The 12,987-nt window shown below is 70.5% G+C and carries 14 protein-coding genes; 9 read left to right on the plus strand and 5 right to left on the minus strand.

Going from position 1 to position 12,987, the window contains the following annotated elements; all coding sequences use genetic code 11:
• The first annotated feature begins 125 nt into the window (after window positions 1-125).
• Entirely contained in the window at window positions 126-935 is an 810-nt protein-coding gene (locus E4T13_RS04730; protein WP_170984803.1) for an IclR family transcriptional regulator, read from the plus strand.
• Between the two features lie 73 nt (window positions 936-1,008).
• On the opposite strand, the gene E4T13_RS04735 is transcribed toward E4T13_RS04730, so the two are convergent.
• Complete coding sequence (locus E4T13_RS04735; protein WP_137177058.1) at window positions 1,009-1,368, minus strand: cupin domain-containing protein; 360 nt, start codon at window positions 1,366-1,368, stop codon at window positions 1,009-1,011.
• On the minus strand, window positions 1,365-2,330 hold the full coding sequence (locus tag E4T13_RS04740) for a tripartite tricarboxylate transporter substrate binding protein (protein ID WP_137177059.1): 966 nt from the start codon (window positions 2,328-2,330) through the stop codon (window positions 1,365-1,367). The genes E4T13_RS04735 and E4T13_RS04740 overlap by 4 nt, the downstream gene beginning before the upstream one ends.
• A gap of 83 nt (window positions 2,331-2,413) precedes the next feature.
• Between E4T13_RS04740 and E4T13_RS04745 the strand changes: the two genes are divergently transcribed.
• Complete coding sequence (locus tag E4T13_RS04745) at window positions 2,414-3,016, plus strand: NIPSNAP family protein (protein ID WP_170984804.1); 603 nt, start codon at window positions 2,414-2,416, stop codon at window positions 3,014-3,016.
• Window positions 3,017-3,133: 117 nt separating this feature from the next.
• Here the strand turns inward: E4T13_RS04745 and E4T13_RS04750 are convergent, their stop codons facing one another.
• Genes E4T13_RS04750 through E4T13_RS04760 form a run of 3 tightly spaced genes read right to left on the minus strand, consistent with a single transcriptional unit; the run spans window position 3,134 to window position 5,453 of the window.
• Window positions 3,134-3,826 (minus strand): aspartate/glutamate racemase family protein, encoded by a 693-nt coding sequence (locus tag E4T13_RS04750; protein WP_137177061.1) that lies wholly within the window; start codon window positions 3,824-3,826, stop codon window positions 3,134-3,136.
• Window positions 3,823-4,395 (minus strand): carboxymuconolactone decarboxylase family protein, encoded by a 573-nt coding sequence (locus tag E4T13_RS04755; protein ID WP_137177062.1) that lies wholly within the window; start codon window positions 4,393-4,395, stop codon window positions 3,823-3,825. The genes E4T13_RS04750 and E4T13_RS04755 overlap by 4 nt, the downstream gene beginning before the upstream one ends.
• A complete protein-coding gene (locus tag E4T13_RS04760; protein WP_137177063.1) occupies window positions 4,392-5,453 on the minus strand; it encodes a hypothetical protein in 1,062 nt (353 codons plus the stop codon). Before E4T13_RS04760 ends, E4T13_RS04755 begins: the two co-directional genes overlap by 4 nt.
• Window positions 5,454-5,568: 115 nt before the next feature.
• Here E4T13_RS04760 and E4T13_RS04765 point away from each other — a divergent pair, with 115 nt between their 5' ends.
• The 7 genes from E4T13_RS04765 (at window position 5,569) to E4T13_RS04795 (ending at window position 12,977) form a co-directional block, all read left to right on the plus strand.
• Window positions 5,569-6,546, plus strand: coding sequence for a tripartite tricarboxylate transporter substrate binding protein (locus E4T13_RS04765; protein WP_137177064.1), 978 nt, complete (start codon window positions 5,569-5,571; stop codon window positions 6,544-6,546).
• A 129-nt stretch (window positions 6,547-6,675) separates the two neighbouring features.
• On the plus strand, window positions 6,676-7,749 hold the full coding sequence (locus tag E4T13_RS04770; protein WP_170984805.1) for a TRAP transporter substrate-binding protein: 1,074 nt from the start codon (window positions 6,676-6,678) through the stop codon (window positions 7,747-7,749).
• Between the two features lie 43 nt (window positions 7,750-7,792).
• Window positions 7,793-8,395, plus strand: coding sequence for a TRAP transporter small permease subunit (locus E4T13_RS04775; RefSeq protein WP_137177066.1), 603 nt, complete (start codon window positions 7,793-7,795; stop codon window positions 8,393-8,395).
• Complete coding sequence (locus tag E4T13_RS04780; protein WP_206030069.1) at window positions 8,392-9,765, plus strand: TRAP transporter large permease; 1,374 nt, start codon at window positions 8,392-8,394, stop codon at window positions 9,763-9,765. Before E4T13_RS04775 ends, E4T13_RS04780 begins: the two co-directional genes overlap by 4 nt.
• A 157-nt stretch (window positions 9,766-9,922) precedes the next feature.
• Complete coding sequence (locus tag E4T13_RS04785; protein ID WP_137177067.1) at window positions 9,923-10,663, plus strand: GntR family transcriptional regulator; 741 nt, start codon at window positions 9,923-9,925, stop codon at window positions 10,661-10,663.
• A gap of 59 nt (window positions 10,664-10,722) precedes the next feature.
• Entirely contained in the window at window positions 10,723-11,595 is an 873-nt protein-coding gene (locus E4T13_RS04790; protein ID WP_137177068.1) for a polysaccharide deacetylase family protein, read from the plus strand.
• Window positions 11,592-12,977 (plus strand): MmgE/PrpD family protein, encoded by a 1,386-nt coding sequence (locus tag E4T13_RS04795; RefSeq protein ID WP_137177069.1) that lies wholly within the window; start codon window positions 11,592-11,594, stop codon window positions 12,975-12,977. Before E4T13_RS04790 ends, E4T13_RS04795 begins: the two co-directional genes overlap by 4 nt.
• Window positions 12,978-12,987 lie beyond the last annotated feature (10 nt).

A 12,987-nucleotide genomic window follows, 5' to 3' on the forward strand; every position in this document is an offset into this window, starting at 1 on the left:
CGCTGCGCCGGATTCGCGGCTGTATCCTGTGCCGTGATGACCGCCTCCTCCTGCCCGGCAGCGCATTGCGCAGCGCCGCATCCTGACCGCCGCCACGCTACGGGGCTTGCGTTGGGATGTCCAGCATGACGGGACTTTCTTCACCGCGCCGCGCGGGCAGCAGCCTGGACCGGATGCTCGCCCTGCTGGATGTGTTCACGACGGCAGCGCCGGCCTGGTCCACGGAGGACCTGATCCGCTATTCCGGCGCGTCCCGTTCCACGCTGTACCGCTACCTCAAGGCGTTGCAGGCGGCAGGACTGCTGTCGCCGGTGGCGGGCGGTGCCTGGATGCTGGGGCCGCGCATCATCGAGCTCGACCGCACCATGCGGCTGTGCGATCCCGTCAGCGCCGGCGGCGGGCCGCCAATGCGGCGCCTTGCGGCGGAGACAGGGTTCAGTGCGCTGCTCTGCCTGCTGTTCAGCGGCGCCGTCATGTGCGTGGACGATGTGCCCGCTTCGGGGGCACCGGCCGGCCTGTTCAGCCGCGGGCAGCGGCGGCCGCTCTTCGCCGGAGCCGCCTCCAAGGTCATCCTGGCGCATCTGCCGCCGCACCGCCTGCGCACGCTCTTCGCGAAGCATCGGACGACCATCGCGGCCGCCGGGCTCGGGGCCGACTGGGATGCGTTCCGCACGACACTGCGGCTGATCCGGGAGGCGGGGCATTGCGTGACGCTGGGCGAGTTCCAGCCGGGCGTGCTGGGCATCGCCGCACCGCTGTTCAACGTGCAGGGCGAGGTGCTGGGTAGCCTGGGCATCGCGACGGATGCCGGGCGCGTTCCGCCTGCCGCGCGGCCCGCGCTGGCGGAGCAGGTGATGGAGGCCGCGCGCGAGGCCTGCGCGCGGCTGATCGAGGAACAGCCGCATGCGGCGCGGCCGGCGCGCGCGGTGGGATGAGGAGGCGCGAGCCCCCACCCCGGCCATCCCCCGCACAGCGGGGGAGGGAGAAGATCGCACGCGGCAGGTTGCGCTACAGCGGCACCGTCACGACGATGAAGACGAGGCGCTCCATGCCGGTATTCTGCAGGGCATGCGGCACATGCGGCGGGATCAGCGCGCAGTCGCCGGCGCGCACGACATGCGCGGCGTCGCCGAGTTCCAGCAGCCCTTCGCCTTCCAGGACATGGTAGATCTGCTCCTTCGCGTCATGCGCATGCCGCGCGACATGCGCGCCGGGCGCGTAGGAGGAGATGCGGTAATCCGTCAGCCGCGATCCCCCCTCGCCGGCCGAGACCAGCACCTTCGACAGCGCGCCGCCGTGATGCCCCGGACCCTCGATCCACGGCACCGCGGCGACATGGCGCAGCACGCCTTCGCGCGCTGGCGTCATTGCGCAACCTCGAAGCGGACATGCTTCGCCAGATCGTCCCAACGGCGCAGCTCGTTGTCGAGATGCGCGGCCAGCGCCGCGGGATCGCTGCCCTGCCCCTCGACGCCGATGTTCTTCAGCCGCTCGGCGATGGCGGGATCGCGCACGGCCGCCGCCGCGGCACGGTGAAGCTGCGCCAGGATAGGCTCCGGCAGGCCGGCCGGGCCGAGCAGGCCGAGCCACTCATACAGCGCGAAGCCCGGCAGCACCGTCTCCGCCACCGTCGGCACGCTCGGCACCGCTTCGCTGCGGGTGCGACCGGTGACCGCCAGCGCGCGCAGCGAGCGGTCCAGGATGAAGGGCCGCGCCGTCGGCAGCACCGCGAAGACGAACTCGACGCGCCCGGCAACGAGATCCGTCATCACCTGCCCGCCGCCGCGATAGGGCACATGCGTCGCACGGATGCCGGCGGCATGCATGAACATCTCGGTGGTCAGATGGTTGCCGCTGCCATTGCCGGCCGAGCCGTAGTTCATCTGGCCGTTGCGCTGCTTCGCCAGCGAGACGAACTCCGCGATGGAATTCACCGGGGAATTGCGCGGCACCACCAGCACCATCGGCACCAGCCCGACCAGGCTGACCGGCGTGAAGTCGCGCCGCGCATCATAGGGAATATCGCGGAACAGCACGGGGTTCGCCGCCAGCGCGGTGGTGGCCAGCACCAGCGTGTGCCCATCCGCCGGCGCGCGCGCGGTCATCCCGAATCCCAGCATCGCGGCGCCGCCGGGTCGGTTGTCGACGATCACCTGCTGGCCGAGTTGCTCGCCGAGGCCCGGCGCGATGATGCGCGCGGCGATGTCGGTGATGCCGCCGGGCCCGTAGGGGACGATCAGGCGGATCGGCCGGTCGGGAAAGGCCTGTGCCGCCGGCGCCAAGCCGAGCAGCAGGGCGGCGCCGAGCGCCGCGGCGAACAGCCTTCGCATGCGTTTCCTCCATTGGCCGCGCGTTGCGGCGCACGGAAGAATGTCCCACGATGCGGCATTCGATCAAGCGCGGGATGAGAGGCATGGTGGACGAGCTGCGCATCTACACGCTCCGGCCCGGCGCGATGACGCGCTACATGGAACTGGCGGAGCAGGTGGCCGTGCCGGTGCGCGGCGACCGCTTCGGCACGCTGCTGGGCTTCTGGGGCGGCGAGGTCGGCGCGGCCAATGCCGTGTTCAACCTCTGGCGGCATGAGGATCTGGAGACGCGGCGCAAGCTGCGGCTGGAGCTGGAGACGCTGCCCGCCTGGCGCGAGCAGTATCTGGCGCATGTCCGCCCGCTGATGCTGCGCCAGGTGGTGCGCTTCATGGATGCGGTGATGCCGCTGCGCCCGCCGCCGGCGCCGGCACGCCTCTATGAATGGCGGCTGATCCGCAGCGTTGCCGGCGGTGCGGGCGAATTGGCGCGGGCCGTGGCGGCGGATGGCGAGGCGGGTACGCTCGGCGTCTGGGTGACGACGGCCGGGCCGATCAACGAGGTGGTGCAGCTTCTGGCGATCCCGGATGCCGCGGCGCGCTTCGCACGGTCCTGGCATGAGGACGGCGTGCTCGCGCGGCACGGGCGCCTGGTGGAGGAGGTCGAGAGCAGCCTGGTGCTGGCGGCGCCGCACTCGCCGTTGCGGTGATTCTGCCGCGTCGGTCGCGCCCCCACCCCAACCCTCCCCCGCAAGCGGGAGAGGGAGCGGGTGGCGCTTCAGTCTCCCTCTCCCGCGAAGCGGGGGAGGGCTGAGGTGGGGGCGGCGCTACGCCGCCGCGCGCTGTTCCATCACCTGGCGCGCCAGCCACGCCGTCGCGCTGATCGAGGACAGTGCCGGCTTGCCGAAGCGCTGCGACAGCCCCTCCAGCACCGCATGCGTCGGCAGTTGCGAGCAGCCGATGAACAGCGCGTCCACGTCGGTCCCCATCGTGCGCTCGGCGAGGTCCAGCACCTGATCGGACGTGATGGCGCAGAGCGCCGCGAGGTCGGACGCGCGGAAGCTGGCCAGCCGGTCCACGGCAACGCCGCCATCGGCCAGGAACTCGGTGAGTTGCTCGTTCACGCCGTCCTGATAGGGTGTGACGACGGCGATGCGCCGGGCGCCGGCGTCCTGCAGCGCCTTCACCATCGCCCCGGCGGTGGTGACCACCGGCAGGCCGGTGGCGCGCGCAAGGTCCTCCGCGAGTTCGGCGTCGCCCGCGGGGCCGGAGATGAAGCCCGCGGCCGTGCAGCCATAGGCCACGATGTCATGCGTCGCCGGCGAGAAGTGCTGCGCCGCCAGCGCCAGCGCCGCATCGCGATAGGCGGGCATCGTCGCCTTGGTGAGCAAACCGCCCGACGTCCTCGGGATGCCGACCCGGGTGATCTGCGTGCCCGGCGGCATCCAGGCCGCCAGCTCGCCTTCCATCGTCGTGTTGCTCTCCGGCACCATCAGGCCGACGCGCAGGGGCTTGGTCATGCGGCACCTTTCGGCAGGGGTTGCAGCGGCGGCGCCATGCCGTCGGGCAAAGGCGGCTGCGCGGTGTTCAGCACCATCGCGAGCATCGCATAATAGCCGCAGAGCGCCAGCAGATCGAGGATGGCGGCACGGCCGAACTTCGCTTCCGCCGCCGCGAACAGCGCATCGGGAAGCTCGCCCGTGTCATGCGCGGCCAGCGCGATCTCGTAGACCAGGCGCTCATCCTCCTGCATCGGATCGGGGCGCCTGCCCTGCCGGATCGCCTCGATGATCGGCTCCGGCACGCCCTCGTTCCGCGCGATGCGGGAATGCGCGACCCACTCATACTGGCAGGTCCAGTGGCGGGAGGTCACCAGCACGACGATCTCCACCAGCCTCTGCGGCAGGCCGGTGCCGAAGCGCAGATGCTCGCCCAGCGCCTGGATTCGATGCGCAAGCTTCGGATGATGCATCAGCGCCAGGAACGGGCCGCGGACGCCGCCGCGCGGACCGCCGGCGATCTCGGCCGCCAGGGCGCGCTGTGCCTCGTCCATCGCCTCCGGCGGGACGGCGGGGAACCGTGTGCTCATGCCGCTTTCCAGCCCATCTGCGCCGCCTTCAGGGTCGGCCGGGTGATCGAATGCGCCGCCTGGCGCGTGCCCTTGGGGAGCGATCGCCAGAGCAGCGCGCGCAATTCCCCGAAGACATGCGGCAGTCGAACGAAGGTCTCGCCGCCATCGGTGCTTCGGAACAGCTCGCCGAGGTTGGTGCAGACGAAGATCAGCATCGGATCGGCGGCGTCGGTCGCGATGCACCAGACGCTGCTGTCCCGCGCGCCGGGCAGCTTCGCGTCCTCCCAGGTGCGCCCATGGTCGCGCGAGCGCAGCAGAAAGCCGTCATTCCCCGGCGGGCCGTTGCCGTTGGCGAGGAAGACCACGCCGGTGCCGTCGGCGCGCGGCTGCACGCCGCGAGTGTAGGGCCAGGGCGAGGGCAGGTCCTGAAGCTGCCAGCTTTCGCCGTCGTCCTCGCTGCGATGCAGGCCGCGATTCGTCGTCGCCAGCAGCGCCTTGCCGCCGCCGGGCAGCGGGATCACCGCAAGGCCATGCACGTCGCCCGAGACCAGGCCGGCATCCTTCTTCTCCCAGGTCAGGCCGCGATCCCGACTGCGATAGATGCTGCCGATCTCGACCGACGCCCAGACCGTGCCGTCGTCCACCGGATCGAACAGGATCTGGGTGACGCGGGTCGGGCCCATGTTCTGTTCGGAGAATTGCGCCATGCCCGGCGCAGAAAGCTGCTGCCAGGTCCTGCCCGCATCGGCGCTACGCCAGAAGGCGGCCGGCCGCGTGCCGGCGATCAGCACATCCGGGCCCTTCGGGTCGATCGCCAGGGCCCAGACATCCTGCATGGGCGATTCCATCGGCGTCCAGCGCGCCGTCGCCTCGTCCCAGCGGTAGAAGCCCATGTCGGTGCCGGCGAAAAGCCGGTCCGGCCGCGCGGGATGGCACGCCATGGTCCAGACGCGGGCTTCGAGATACATGCCGGAATGGCTGTTGGGATGCACCCAGGTCTCGCCGAGATCGTCGCTGAACCAGGCGGAATGACCGGCGGTGCCGGCATAGACATGCACGTCGCGTGCGGCTTCCAACGTCGCCTCCTGTCCGGTGCTCGCGGCTCGGCCTTGACCGGTCCCACAAACTAATCCCAGCATGCGGTAAATCTCAACAGCCGACCACCCTGCGGCGAGAACGGGAGGAGACGTGATGGTTATGCGCGCGACGCGACGCGGGCTGCTACTGGGGGCCGGCGCCCTGCCCTTCCTTGGCCGTGGCACCGCCGCCCAGGCCTGGGCGCCGACCCGGCCGGTGCGCATCGTCATCGGCTTCCCGCCCGGCGGCGGCATCGACATCCTTGCGCGGCTGATGGCGCCGAAGATGGCGGAGAAGCTGGGCCAGCCCGTGGTGGTGGAGAACCGTCCGGGTGCGAACGGCCTGCTCTCCACCGAGACGGTCATCCGCGGCGATGCGGATGGCCATGCCATCCTGTTCGGCACCACCGGCGTGCTGGCGGTGAACCAGGCGCTCTATCCCGACAAGGTTGACCTGCTGCGCGACCTCGCGCCGCTGTCGCATGTCGCGTCCCTCGACTTCGTCATGGTGGTGAATCCGGAGGTGCCGGCGCGGACGCTGCCCGAGTTCATCGCGCTGGCGAAGGCGAAGCCGGGCGAGCTGAATTTCGGTTCCTCCGGCAATGGCGGGTTGCCGCATCTTTCAGGCGAGCTGCTCAATGCGCAGGCAGGCATCCGCACCGTGCACGTTCCCTATCGCGGCAGCGCGCCGGCCTATGCCGACCTGATCGGCGGCCGCGTGCAGTTCATGTTCGACGCCTTCGCCATCGGTCGCCCGCATATCGAGGCCGGGCGCGTGCGCGCGCTGGCCAGCACGGGATCGAAGCGCATGGCCACGCTGCCGAACGTGCCGACGATGAAGGAGACGCTGCCGGAGTACGAGGTGCAGAACTGGTACGGCATGTCCGTGCGTGCCGGCACGCCGGAGGCGGCGATCAACCGGCTGCAGCAGGAAGTGGCGGCGGCGCTGCGCCAGCCCGACGTGGCCGAACGCGCGGCAACGCTCGGGCTCGATCCCGTGGGCAGCACGCCCGCCGAGTTCGCCGTCTTCCAGCGCGCCGAGATCGCCAAATGGGGCGGGGTGATCCGCGCCGCCGGGATCAAGGCGGAGTAGCCGCAACCACCCCGGCTTCCCCGCCGCGCCGCCCTGCGGCAGTCTCCTCCTCCGGGGAGAATGCGTGCGCGGCATCGACCTTGCTTGGCGCAAGGCGGGCCGCGACGCCGCAGGGAGAGAGAGCAGGCGATGAGCAGGATCGGAACGTTGGGGCGCGCCCTGCTGGGCGCCGTCCTTGGAACGGCCATGCTGGCGGGCCCGGCCGCGGCACAGGGCCAGGTGAACATCCAGGCCGTCACCCAGCCCTCGCCGGCGATCCCGCAATGGACGCGCGTGGACATCCCGATGCTGCGCGAGGGCCTGCCGCAGCAGACCAACGGCCGTGTGCGCGTGACCCTCGCCTCCTGGCCCGAGCGCAACCTGAACGGACCCGAGATCGTGCGCCTGGTGCGCTCGGGCCAGGTGGATATCGGCGCGGTGCCGCTGAACACCGTCGCCGGCGACGTGCCGCTGCTCGACATGGCCGACCTCGCCGGCCTGAATCCCGATATCGGCCAGGCCCGCCGCATCGCGGAGGCGCTGACGCCGGATCTGAACCGGGCGCTGGAGCGGATCGGCGTGCGCATCATCGCCACGGCGCCCTATCCTGCGCAGGTGCTGTTCTGCCGTGACCGCGTGAACAGTCTGGCGGATCTGCGCGGCAAGCGCATCCGCACCGGCGGCGGCTCGATCAACGATTTCGTCACGGCCGTCGGTGGTCAGGCGGTCGGGATCGGCTTCCCCGAGGTGTACGGCGCGCTGGAACGCGGCGTGGTGGATTGCGCCATCACCGGCACCGGCAGCGGCAACGGCGCGCGCTGGTACGAGGTGACCACGCACATGTACGCGCTGCCGGTCGCCTGGTCGACCTTCGGCTACTTCGTCAATCTCGCCTGGTGGAACCGGCTGGACGCGCCGACGCGGGACCTGCTGACCAGCACTTTCGCGCAGATCCAGGACCAGCAGTGGAAGCTGGGTGAAGAGGCGTCCGAGGACGGCATCGCCTGCAACATCGGGCAGCGCCAGGGCTGCTCGATCGGGCGCCTGGTCGAGAACCGGCCGATGACGGTGACGCGCGCCACGCCGGAGGATTTGCAGACCCTGCGCGGCATCCTGACCAACAACGTCTTGCCGGCCTTCGTGCGCCGCTGCGGCGCCGCCTGCGGCGAGACCTACAATCGCGTCGTCGCGCCGATTTCCGGCGTGCGGTACGAGGCGCGGTGAGGCGCGCGCGCCGGGCCCTGTCCCTTCGGGCAGGGCCCTTCCGATGCTGAAGGCCGCGACGGCGCTCCGCCGCGGCATCACAGTCATCGCCACCGTGATGGGCGCGATCGCGGGCTGGGGCTTCGTGCTCTGCGCCTTCTTCATCGCCGCCGAGGTGCTGGCGCGCGCCTTCCTGCGCGTCAGCACCGGCTCCACGGTCGAGATCTCCGGCTACATGCTCGCCTTCGGGCTCTCCTGGGGGTTGGCGAACACGCTGACGCAACGCGGGCATGTGCGCATCGACATCCTGATCAACCGCCTGCCGCGCGATGCGCGCGTGCCACTGCACCTGCTCTCGCTCAGCATGCTCGGCATCTTCATCGGCTTCGTCGCCTACGGCGCCTGGATGCTGGTGGATGAGAGCCTGCTGTTCGGCGCCTCCGACATCAGCGCGCTGCGCACGCCGCTGGCGATCCCGCAAGGGCTCTGGGCGGCCGGGCTCATTGTGTTCCTGGTGCTGATCATCGCGATGTTCGTGGAGAACCTGCTGCTCGCGCTTGCCGGCGATGCGCGGCAGGTGGAGCGCAACCTCGCCTCCCGCACCTATGGCGAGGAGGCGGAGGAAGCGCTGGAGGCGCTGAAGGACGGCGCGGAGGCGAAGCCGTGATCGCCGCGGCCATCATCCTCGGCGTCATCGGCCTGTTCCTCGGCCTCTCGCTCACGGGCGTGGTTGGCGCGGAGCAGGGCGCGCTGCTGCCCACCCTGATGGCGCTCGCGGTCTTCGCTGCCTTCTTCGCCGGCGGCATCTATGTCGGCGCGGCGCTTGGCATGCTGGGCATCCTGGCGGGCTTCGCCTTTTCCGACCGTCCGTTCTGGACCTTCATCGGCCAGACCGCATGGGGGCCATCCTCCTCCTTCGTGCTGGTCTCCGTGCCGTTGTTCCTGCTGATGGGCGAGATCCTGCTGCGCGCCGGCCTCTCCGCGCGGCTCTACCACGCGCTGAATGTCTGGCTGGACCGGACGCCGGGCGGGCTGCTGCACACCAACATCCTGTCCTGCAGCGTGTTCTCGGCAGTCTCGGGCTCCTCGGTCGCGACGGCCGCCGCGATGGGCTCGGTCGCGCTGCCGTATTTCCAGGGCAAGGGCTATGATTCGCGCGTGGTGATGGGCTCGCTCGCCGCGGGTGGTGCGCTCGGCATCCTTATTCCGCCCAGCATCGTCTTCATCGTCTACGCGCTGATGACGGAGACCTCGGTCGGCGCGCTCTACCTCGCCGCGCTCGGGCCGGCGCTGCTGATGATCTTGCTGTTCACCGGCGTCATCCTGCTGAACCGCAAGGCGGCCCCGCCCCCCTCGGAGCGCATCCCGCTCGGCCAGAAGCTGCGTGCGCTGGTCGGCCTGATCCCGATCATCCTGCTGATCCTGGTCGTGCTCGGCACCATCTATGCGGGGCTGGCCACGCCGACGGAATCGGCCGCCCTCGGCGTCGTCGCCTCGCTCGGCATCGCGGCGCTGGAGGGACGCTTCTCCTTCCGGATGCTGCACCAGAGCGCGGAGGCGGCCGCGCGCAGCAGTTCGATGATCGGGCTGATCCTGCTCGGCGCCTATGTGCTGAACTACATCATCAGCCTGCTGGGCGTGCCGCAGATGATCGCCTCGGTGGTCGATGGCCTGCCCTTTCCGCCCTGGGTGGTCATGCTGCTGATCGTCACCTTCTACATCATCCTCGGCACATTCATGGAGGGCTTCTCCATGATCATCACGACGGTGCCGCTGGTCTTCCCGATCGTCGTGTCGCTCGGCTACGACCCGATCTGGTTCGGCGTGGTCGTCACGATGCTGGTGGAGATCGCGCTGATCAGCCCGCCCTTCGGAACGGTGCTGTTCGTGCTGCAGGGGATGCGGCGCGACGGCAAGCAGATCGGCGACCTGTTCGTGGGCGTGCTGCCCTTCGTCGGCGCCTATATCCTGGCGATCCTGCTGCTGATGATCTTCCCCGCCATCGCGCTGTGGCTGCCGAGCGTGGCGGGGCCCTGAGGCGCGCGTTGTCCGGACAACCCGGGCACGCTAGCCTGCCGCGGCAGGGAAGGATCGCCCCAATGACCGACAGTCTGGGCTGGCACCGCGCCTTCGACGTCATCGCGCCATCGGCGCAGGGCTTCGGCGCCCTGCTCGAGAGGCTCTGAGCCGCCGGATGGCGCCGCGCGACCTGTCGCCGCGCCCGCCGCTCTATGCCCGCATCGAGCAGCGATTGCGCGACGCCATCGCGGAGGGCCGCTATGCCGTCGGCTCGCTGCTGCCGACCGAGGCCGAGCTTTGCCAATCGCTGAAGGTTTCCCGCCACACCGTGCGGGAAGCGCTGCGGCGCCTGGTCGACGCCGGGCTGGTCGAGCGGCGGCAGGGCGCGGGCAGCATCGTGATCGCGCGGGAGCCGCATCGCGGCGAGGTCTATGCGATCCGCAGCCTGGACGGGCTGATGCGCTACGGGGACGACACGCGACTGCAGATCCAGCGCCACGGCCTGGCGCCGCTGAGCCGGGAGGAGGCCGCGCTGACGCTTGGCGAGATCGGCACCCCCTGGCTTTCGGTGCAGGGGCTTCGCATCGGCCAGGATGGCAGGCCGCTTGCCACCACAGACATCCTGATCCATCCGCGCTTCGCCGCAATCGAGCCCGACCTGCCCGAGCGCGGCGCGATCCACCGCGTGGTCGAGCAGCGCTTCGGCGTGGAGGTGGCGGAGGTGGTGCAGGAGATCTCGGCCGGTCCCATGCCTCCCGCGGCGGCCGCCGCGCTGAATCGCAAGAAGCGCGCCACCGGGATGCTGCTGACCCGCCGCCACGTGCTGACCGATGGCGACACGCTGCTGGTCTCTCGCAGCTGGCACCCGGCGGAGGGCTTCACCTATGCCATGCGCCTGCGGCGCCAGGAGGATTGAGGCTTCACGCGGGGCGGCACGCGGGCTAGATTTGTCCGGACAAGTATCGGGATCCCGCCATGTGGCCGCATGATGCCCGCCTCGCGCTCAGCATCGTCGTGAATGTCGAGGAAGGCGCGGAGATGTCGCTGCGCGACGGCGACAAGGCGCCGGAGCCGGTGGACGAGCTCGGCGTGCACCTTAAGGTGCCGATCCGCAACTTCGCCAACGAGTCCAACTACGAATACGGCATCCGCGCCGGTTGGCCGCGGGTGGAGGCAGTGCTGCGCAAGCACGCGATCCGCGCCACCTTCACGGCCGCCGGCATGGCGCTGGAGCGCGCGCCGCAGATCGGCCGCGCCATCGCCGAAGGCGGGCACGAGGCGTGCAGCCATGGATGGCGGTGGATCCACCAGTTCTCCTACAACGAGGAACGCGAGCGCGACTTCGTGCGCAAGGCGGTGGACAGCATCCGCGCCACGACGGGCGCCCGCCCGCTCGGCTGGCTCTCCCGCTACCTGCACTCGCCGCGGCTCCGGCGCACGCTGGCCGAGGAAGGTTTTCTTTATCACATGGACGACTTCTCCGACGACGTCCCGCGCTGGGACGTCGTGGAGACGGATGCGGGGCCGCGCGCGGTGGTGATCCTGCCCTATGCGCTGGACAGCAACGACATGAAGTTCTGGCTTGCGCCCGGCTACACGCCGCAGCAGTGGCTGGACTACGCCGTCGAGACCTTCGAGGTGCTGTACGAGGAAGGCGGCAGCGCGGCGCGGATGATGTCGCTCGGGGTGCATCTGCGCATCATCGGCCGGCCCGGCCGCATCCGTGCCTTCGACCGTTTCCTCCAGCACGCCCGCAGCAAGCCCGGCGTCTGGTTCGCGACGCGGCTGGAGATCGCCCGCGCCTTCGCCGCCGCCACACCTGCCCCCGCGGAGCAAGCCGCACGATGAGCATCGACGTCACGCAGGCGCTCGCCGAGCATGCGGCGCGCATCCGCTTCGCGGATCTCTCGCCCTCGGCCATCGCGAAGGCGAAGACCTTCCTGCTCGACACGATCGGCGTCGGCGTGGCCGGCAGTTCGGGCACGGGCGTGGCACAGGTGCTGGACCTCGCGAAGTCGTGGGGACCTGGCGACGAGGCGACATCCTGGGTGGGCGGGCATCGCATGTCCGCGGGATCGGCGGCCATCGCCAATGCCTATCTGATCCACTGCCTGGAGTTCGACTGCGTGCATGAGGGCGCGGTGGTGCATCCGATGGCGACGCTGCTCTCCGCGCTGATCGCCTGGTCGGAACGCGAGGCGGCGCGCGGCAGACCGGTGGATGGCAAGCGCTTCCTGGCCGCGATGGCCGTCGGCGTGGATGTCGCCGGCAATCTCGGCATGGCGACGGATGCGCCGCTGCGCTTCTTCCGCCCCGCCACGGCCGGCGGCTTCGGCGCGACCGCGGCGATCGGCAACCTCGCCGGCTTCGACGCCGAGACGATCCGCAGCGCCTTCGGCCACATGTATGCGCAGACCTGCGGCACCATGCAGGCGCATGTCGAGGGCTCGCCCGCGCTCGGCCTGCAGATCGGCTACAATGCCCGCGGTGCGATCGGCGCGGCGGACCTAGCCGCCGCCGGCCTGCCCGGCCCACGCGATGTCTTCCATGGCCGCTACGGCTACTACGTGCTGATCGAGGACGGGCCGTTCCACCCGGAACGCGTCGCGGAACGTCTCGGCAAGCGCTGGGAGATCGAGCAGCTCTCGCACAAGCCCTTCCCTTCCGGCCGGCTGACGCACGGCCTGGTGCACGCGCTACGCGACATGATGCGCGAGCACGGCTTCGCTGCCGACGACGTCGCGGAAGTGGTCTGCTACGCGCCACCGCTGGTTCGGCGCCTGGTGGGTCGGCCGGACGTTCCGGACCCCGGCTCCAACTACGCCAAGCTATGCCTGCCCTTCGTCGGCGGCGTGTGGCTGGCGCATGGCGCCTGCGACGTGCCGCATTTCCGCGGCGAGGCGCTGCGCGATCCGCGCGTGCACGCCTATGCCGCCCGCATCCGCCACGAGGCGGATGGCAACACCAACGAGAATGCGCTGGACCCGCAGCGCTTCGTGATCACGCTGAAGTCCGGCGCCGTGCATGAGATGCTGCTGCCCCATGCCTATGGGCACCCGAAGGCGGCCCTGACGGACGCAGAGAACGAAGAAAAATTCCTCCGCTGCTGCAGCCATGCGGAGCCGCCCCTGGCGCCGGACCGCGCGCGCCGCGTGATCGAGACGGTGGCGGCCATCGAGACGCTGCCCGACATCGCCGCCCTGCCCCGGCTGCTCGCAGGCCGCGGTTGACGGAAGGCCG

The organism is Roseomonas sp. AR75 (assembly GCF_005222815.1).
GTDB lineage: Bacteria > Pseudomonadota > Alphaproteobacteria > Acetobacterales > Acetobacteraceae > Falsiroseomonas.

Excerpts from the sequence above, each read along its gene's own strand:
- E4T13_RS04740 (WP_137177059.1), bottom strand. The coding sequence starts at position 2,330 with ATGCGAAGGCTGTTCGCCGCGGCGCTCGGCGCCGCCCTGCTGCTCGGC.
- E4T13_RS04790 (WP_137177068.1), top strand. The coding sequence starts at position 10,723 with ATGTGGCCGCATGATGCCCGCCTCGCGCTCAGCATCGTCGTGAATGTC.
- E4T13_RS04750 (WP_137177061.1), bottom strand. The coding sequence starts at position 3,826 with ATGACCAAGCCCCTGCGCGTCGGCCTGATGGTGCCGGAGAGCAACACG.
- E4T13_RS04730 (WP_170984803.1), top strand. The coding sequence starts at position 126 with ATGACGGGACTTTCTTCACCGCGCCGCGCGGGCAGCAGCCTGGACCGG.
- E4T13_RS04745 (WP_170984804.1), top strand. The coding sequence starts at position 2,414 with ATGGTGGACGAGCTGCGCATCTACACGCTCCGGCCCGGCGCGATGACG.
- E4T13_RS04765 (WP_137177064.1), top strand. The coding sequence starts at position 5,569 with ATGGTTATGCGCGCGACGCGACGCGGGCTGCTACTGGGGGCCGGCGCC.
- E4T13_RS04795 (WP_137177069.1), top strand. The coding sequence starts at position 11,592 with ATGAGCATCGACGTCACGCAGGCGCTCGCCGAGCATGCGGCGCGCATC.
- E4T13_RS04775 (WP_137177066.1), top strand. The coding sequence starts at position 7,793 with ATGCTGAAGGCCGCGACGGCGCTCCGCCGCGGCATCACAGTCATCGCC.
- E4T13_RS04770 (WP_170984805.1), top strand. The coding sequence starts at position 6,676 with ATGAGCAGGATCGGAACGTTGGGGCGCGCCCTGCTGGGCGCCGTCCTT.
- E4T13_RS04735 (WP_137177058.1), bottom strand. The coding sequence starts at position 1,368 with ATGACGCCAGCGCGCGAAGGCGTGCTGCGCCATGTCGCCGCGGTGCCG.
- E4T13_RS04755 (WP_137177062.1), bottom strand. The coding sequence starts at position 4,395 with ATGAGCACACGGTTCCCCGCCGTCCCGCCGGAGGCGATGGACGAGGCA.
- E4T13_RS04785 (WP_137177067.1), top strand. The coding sequence starts at position 9,923 with ATGGCGCCGCGCGACCTGTCGCCGCGCCCGCCGCTCTATGCCCGCATC.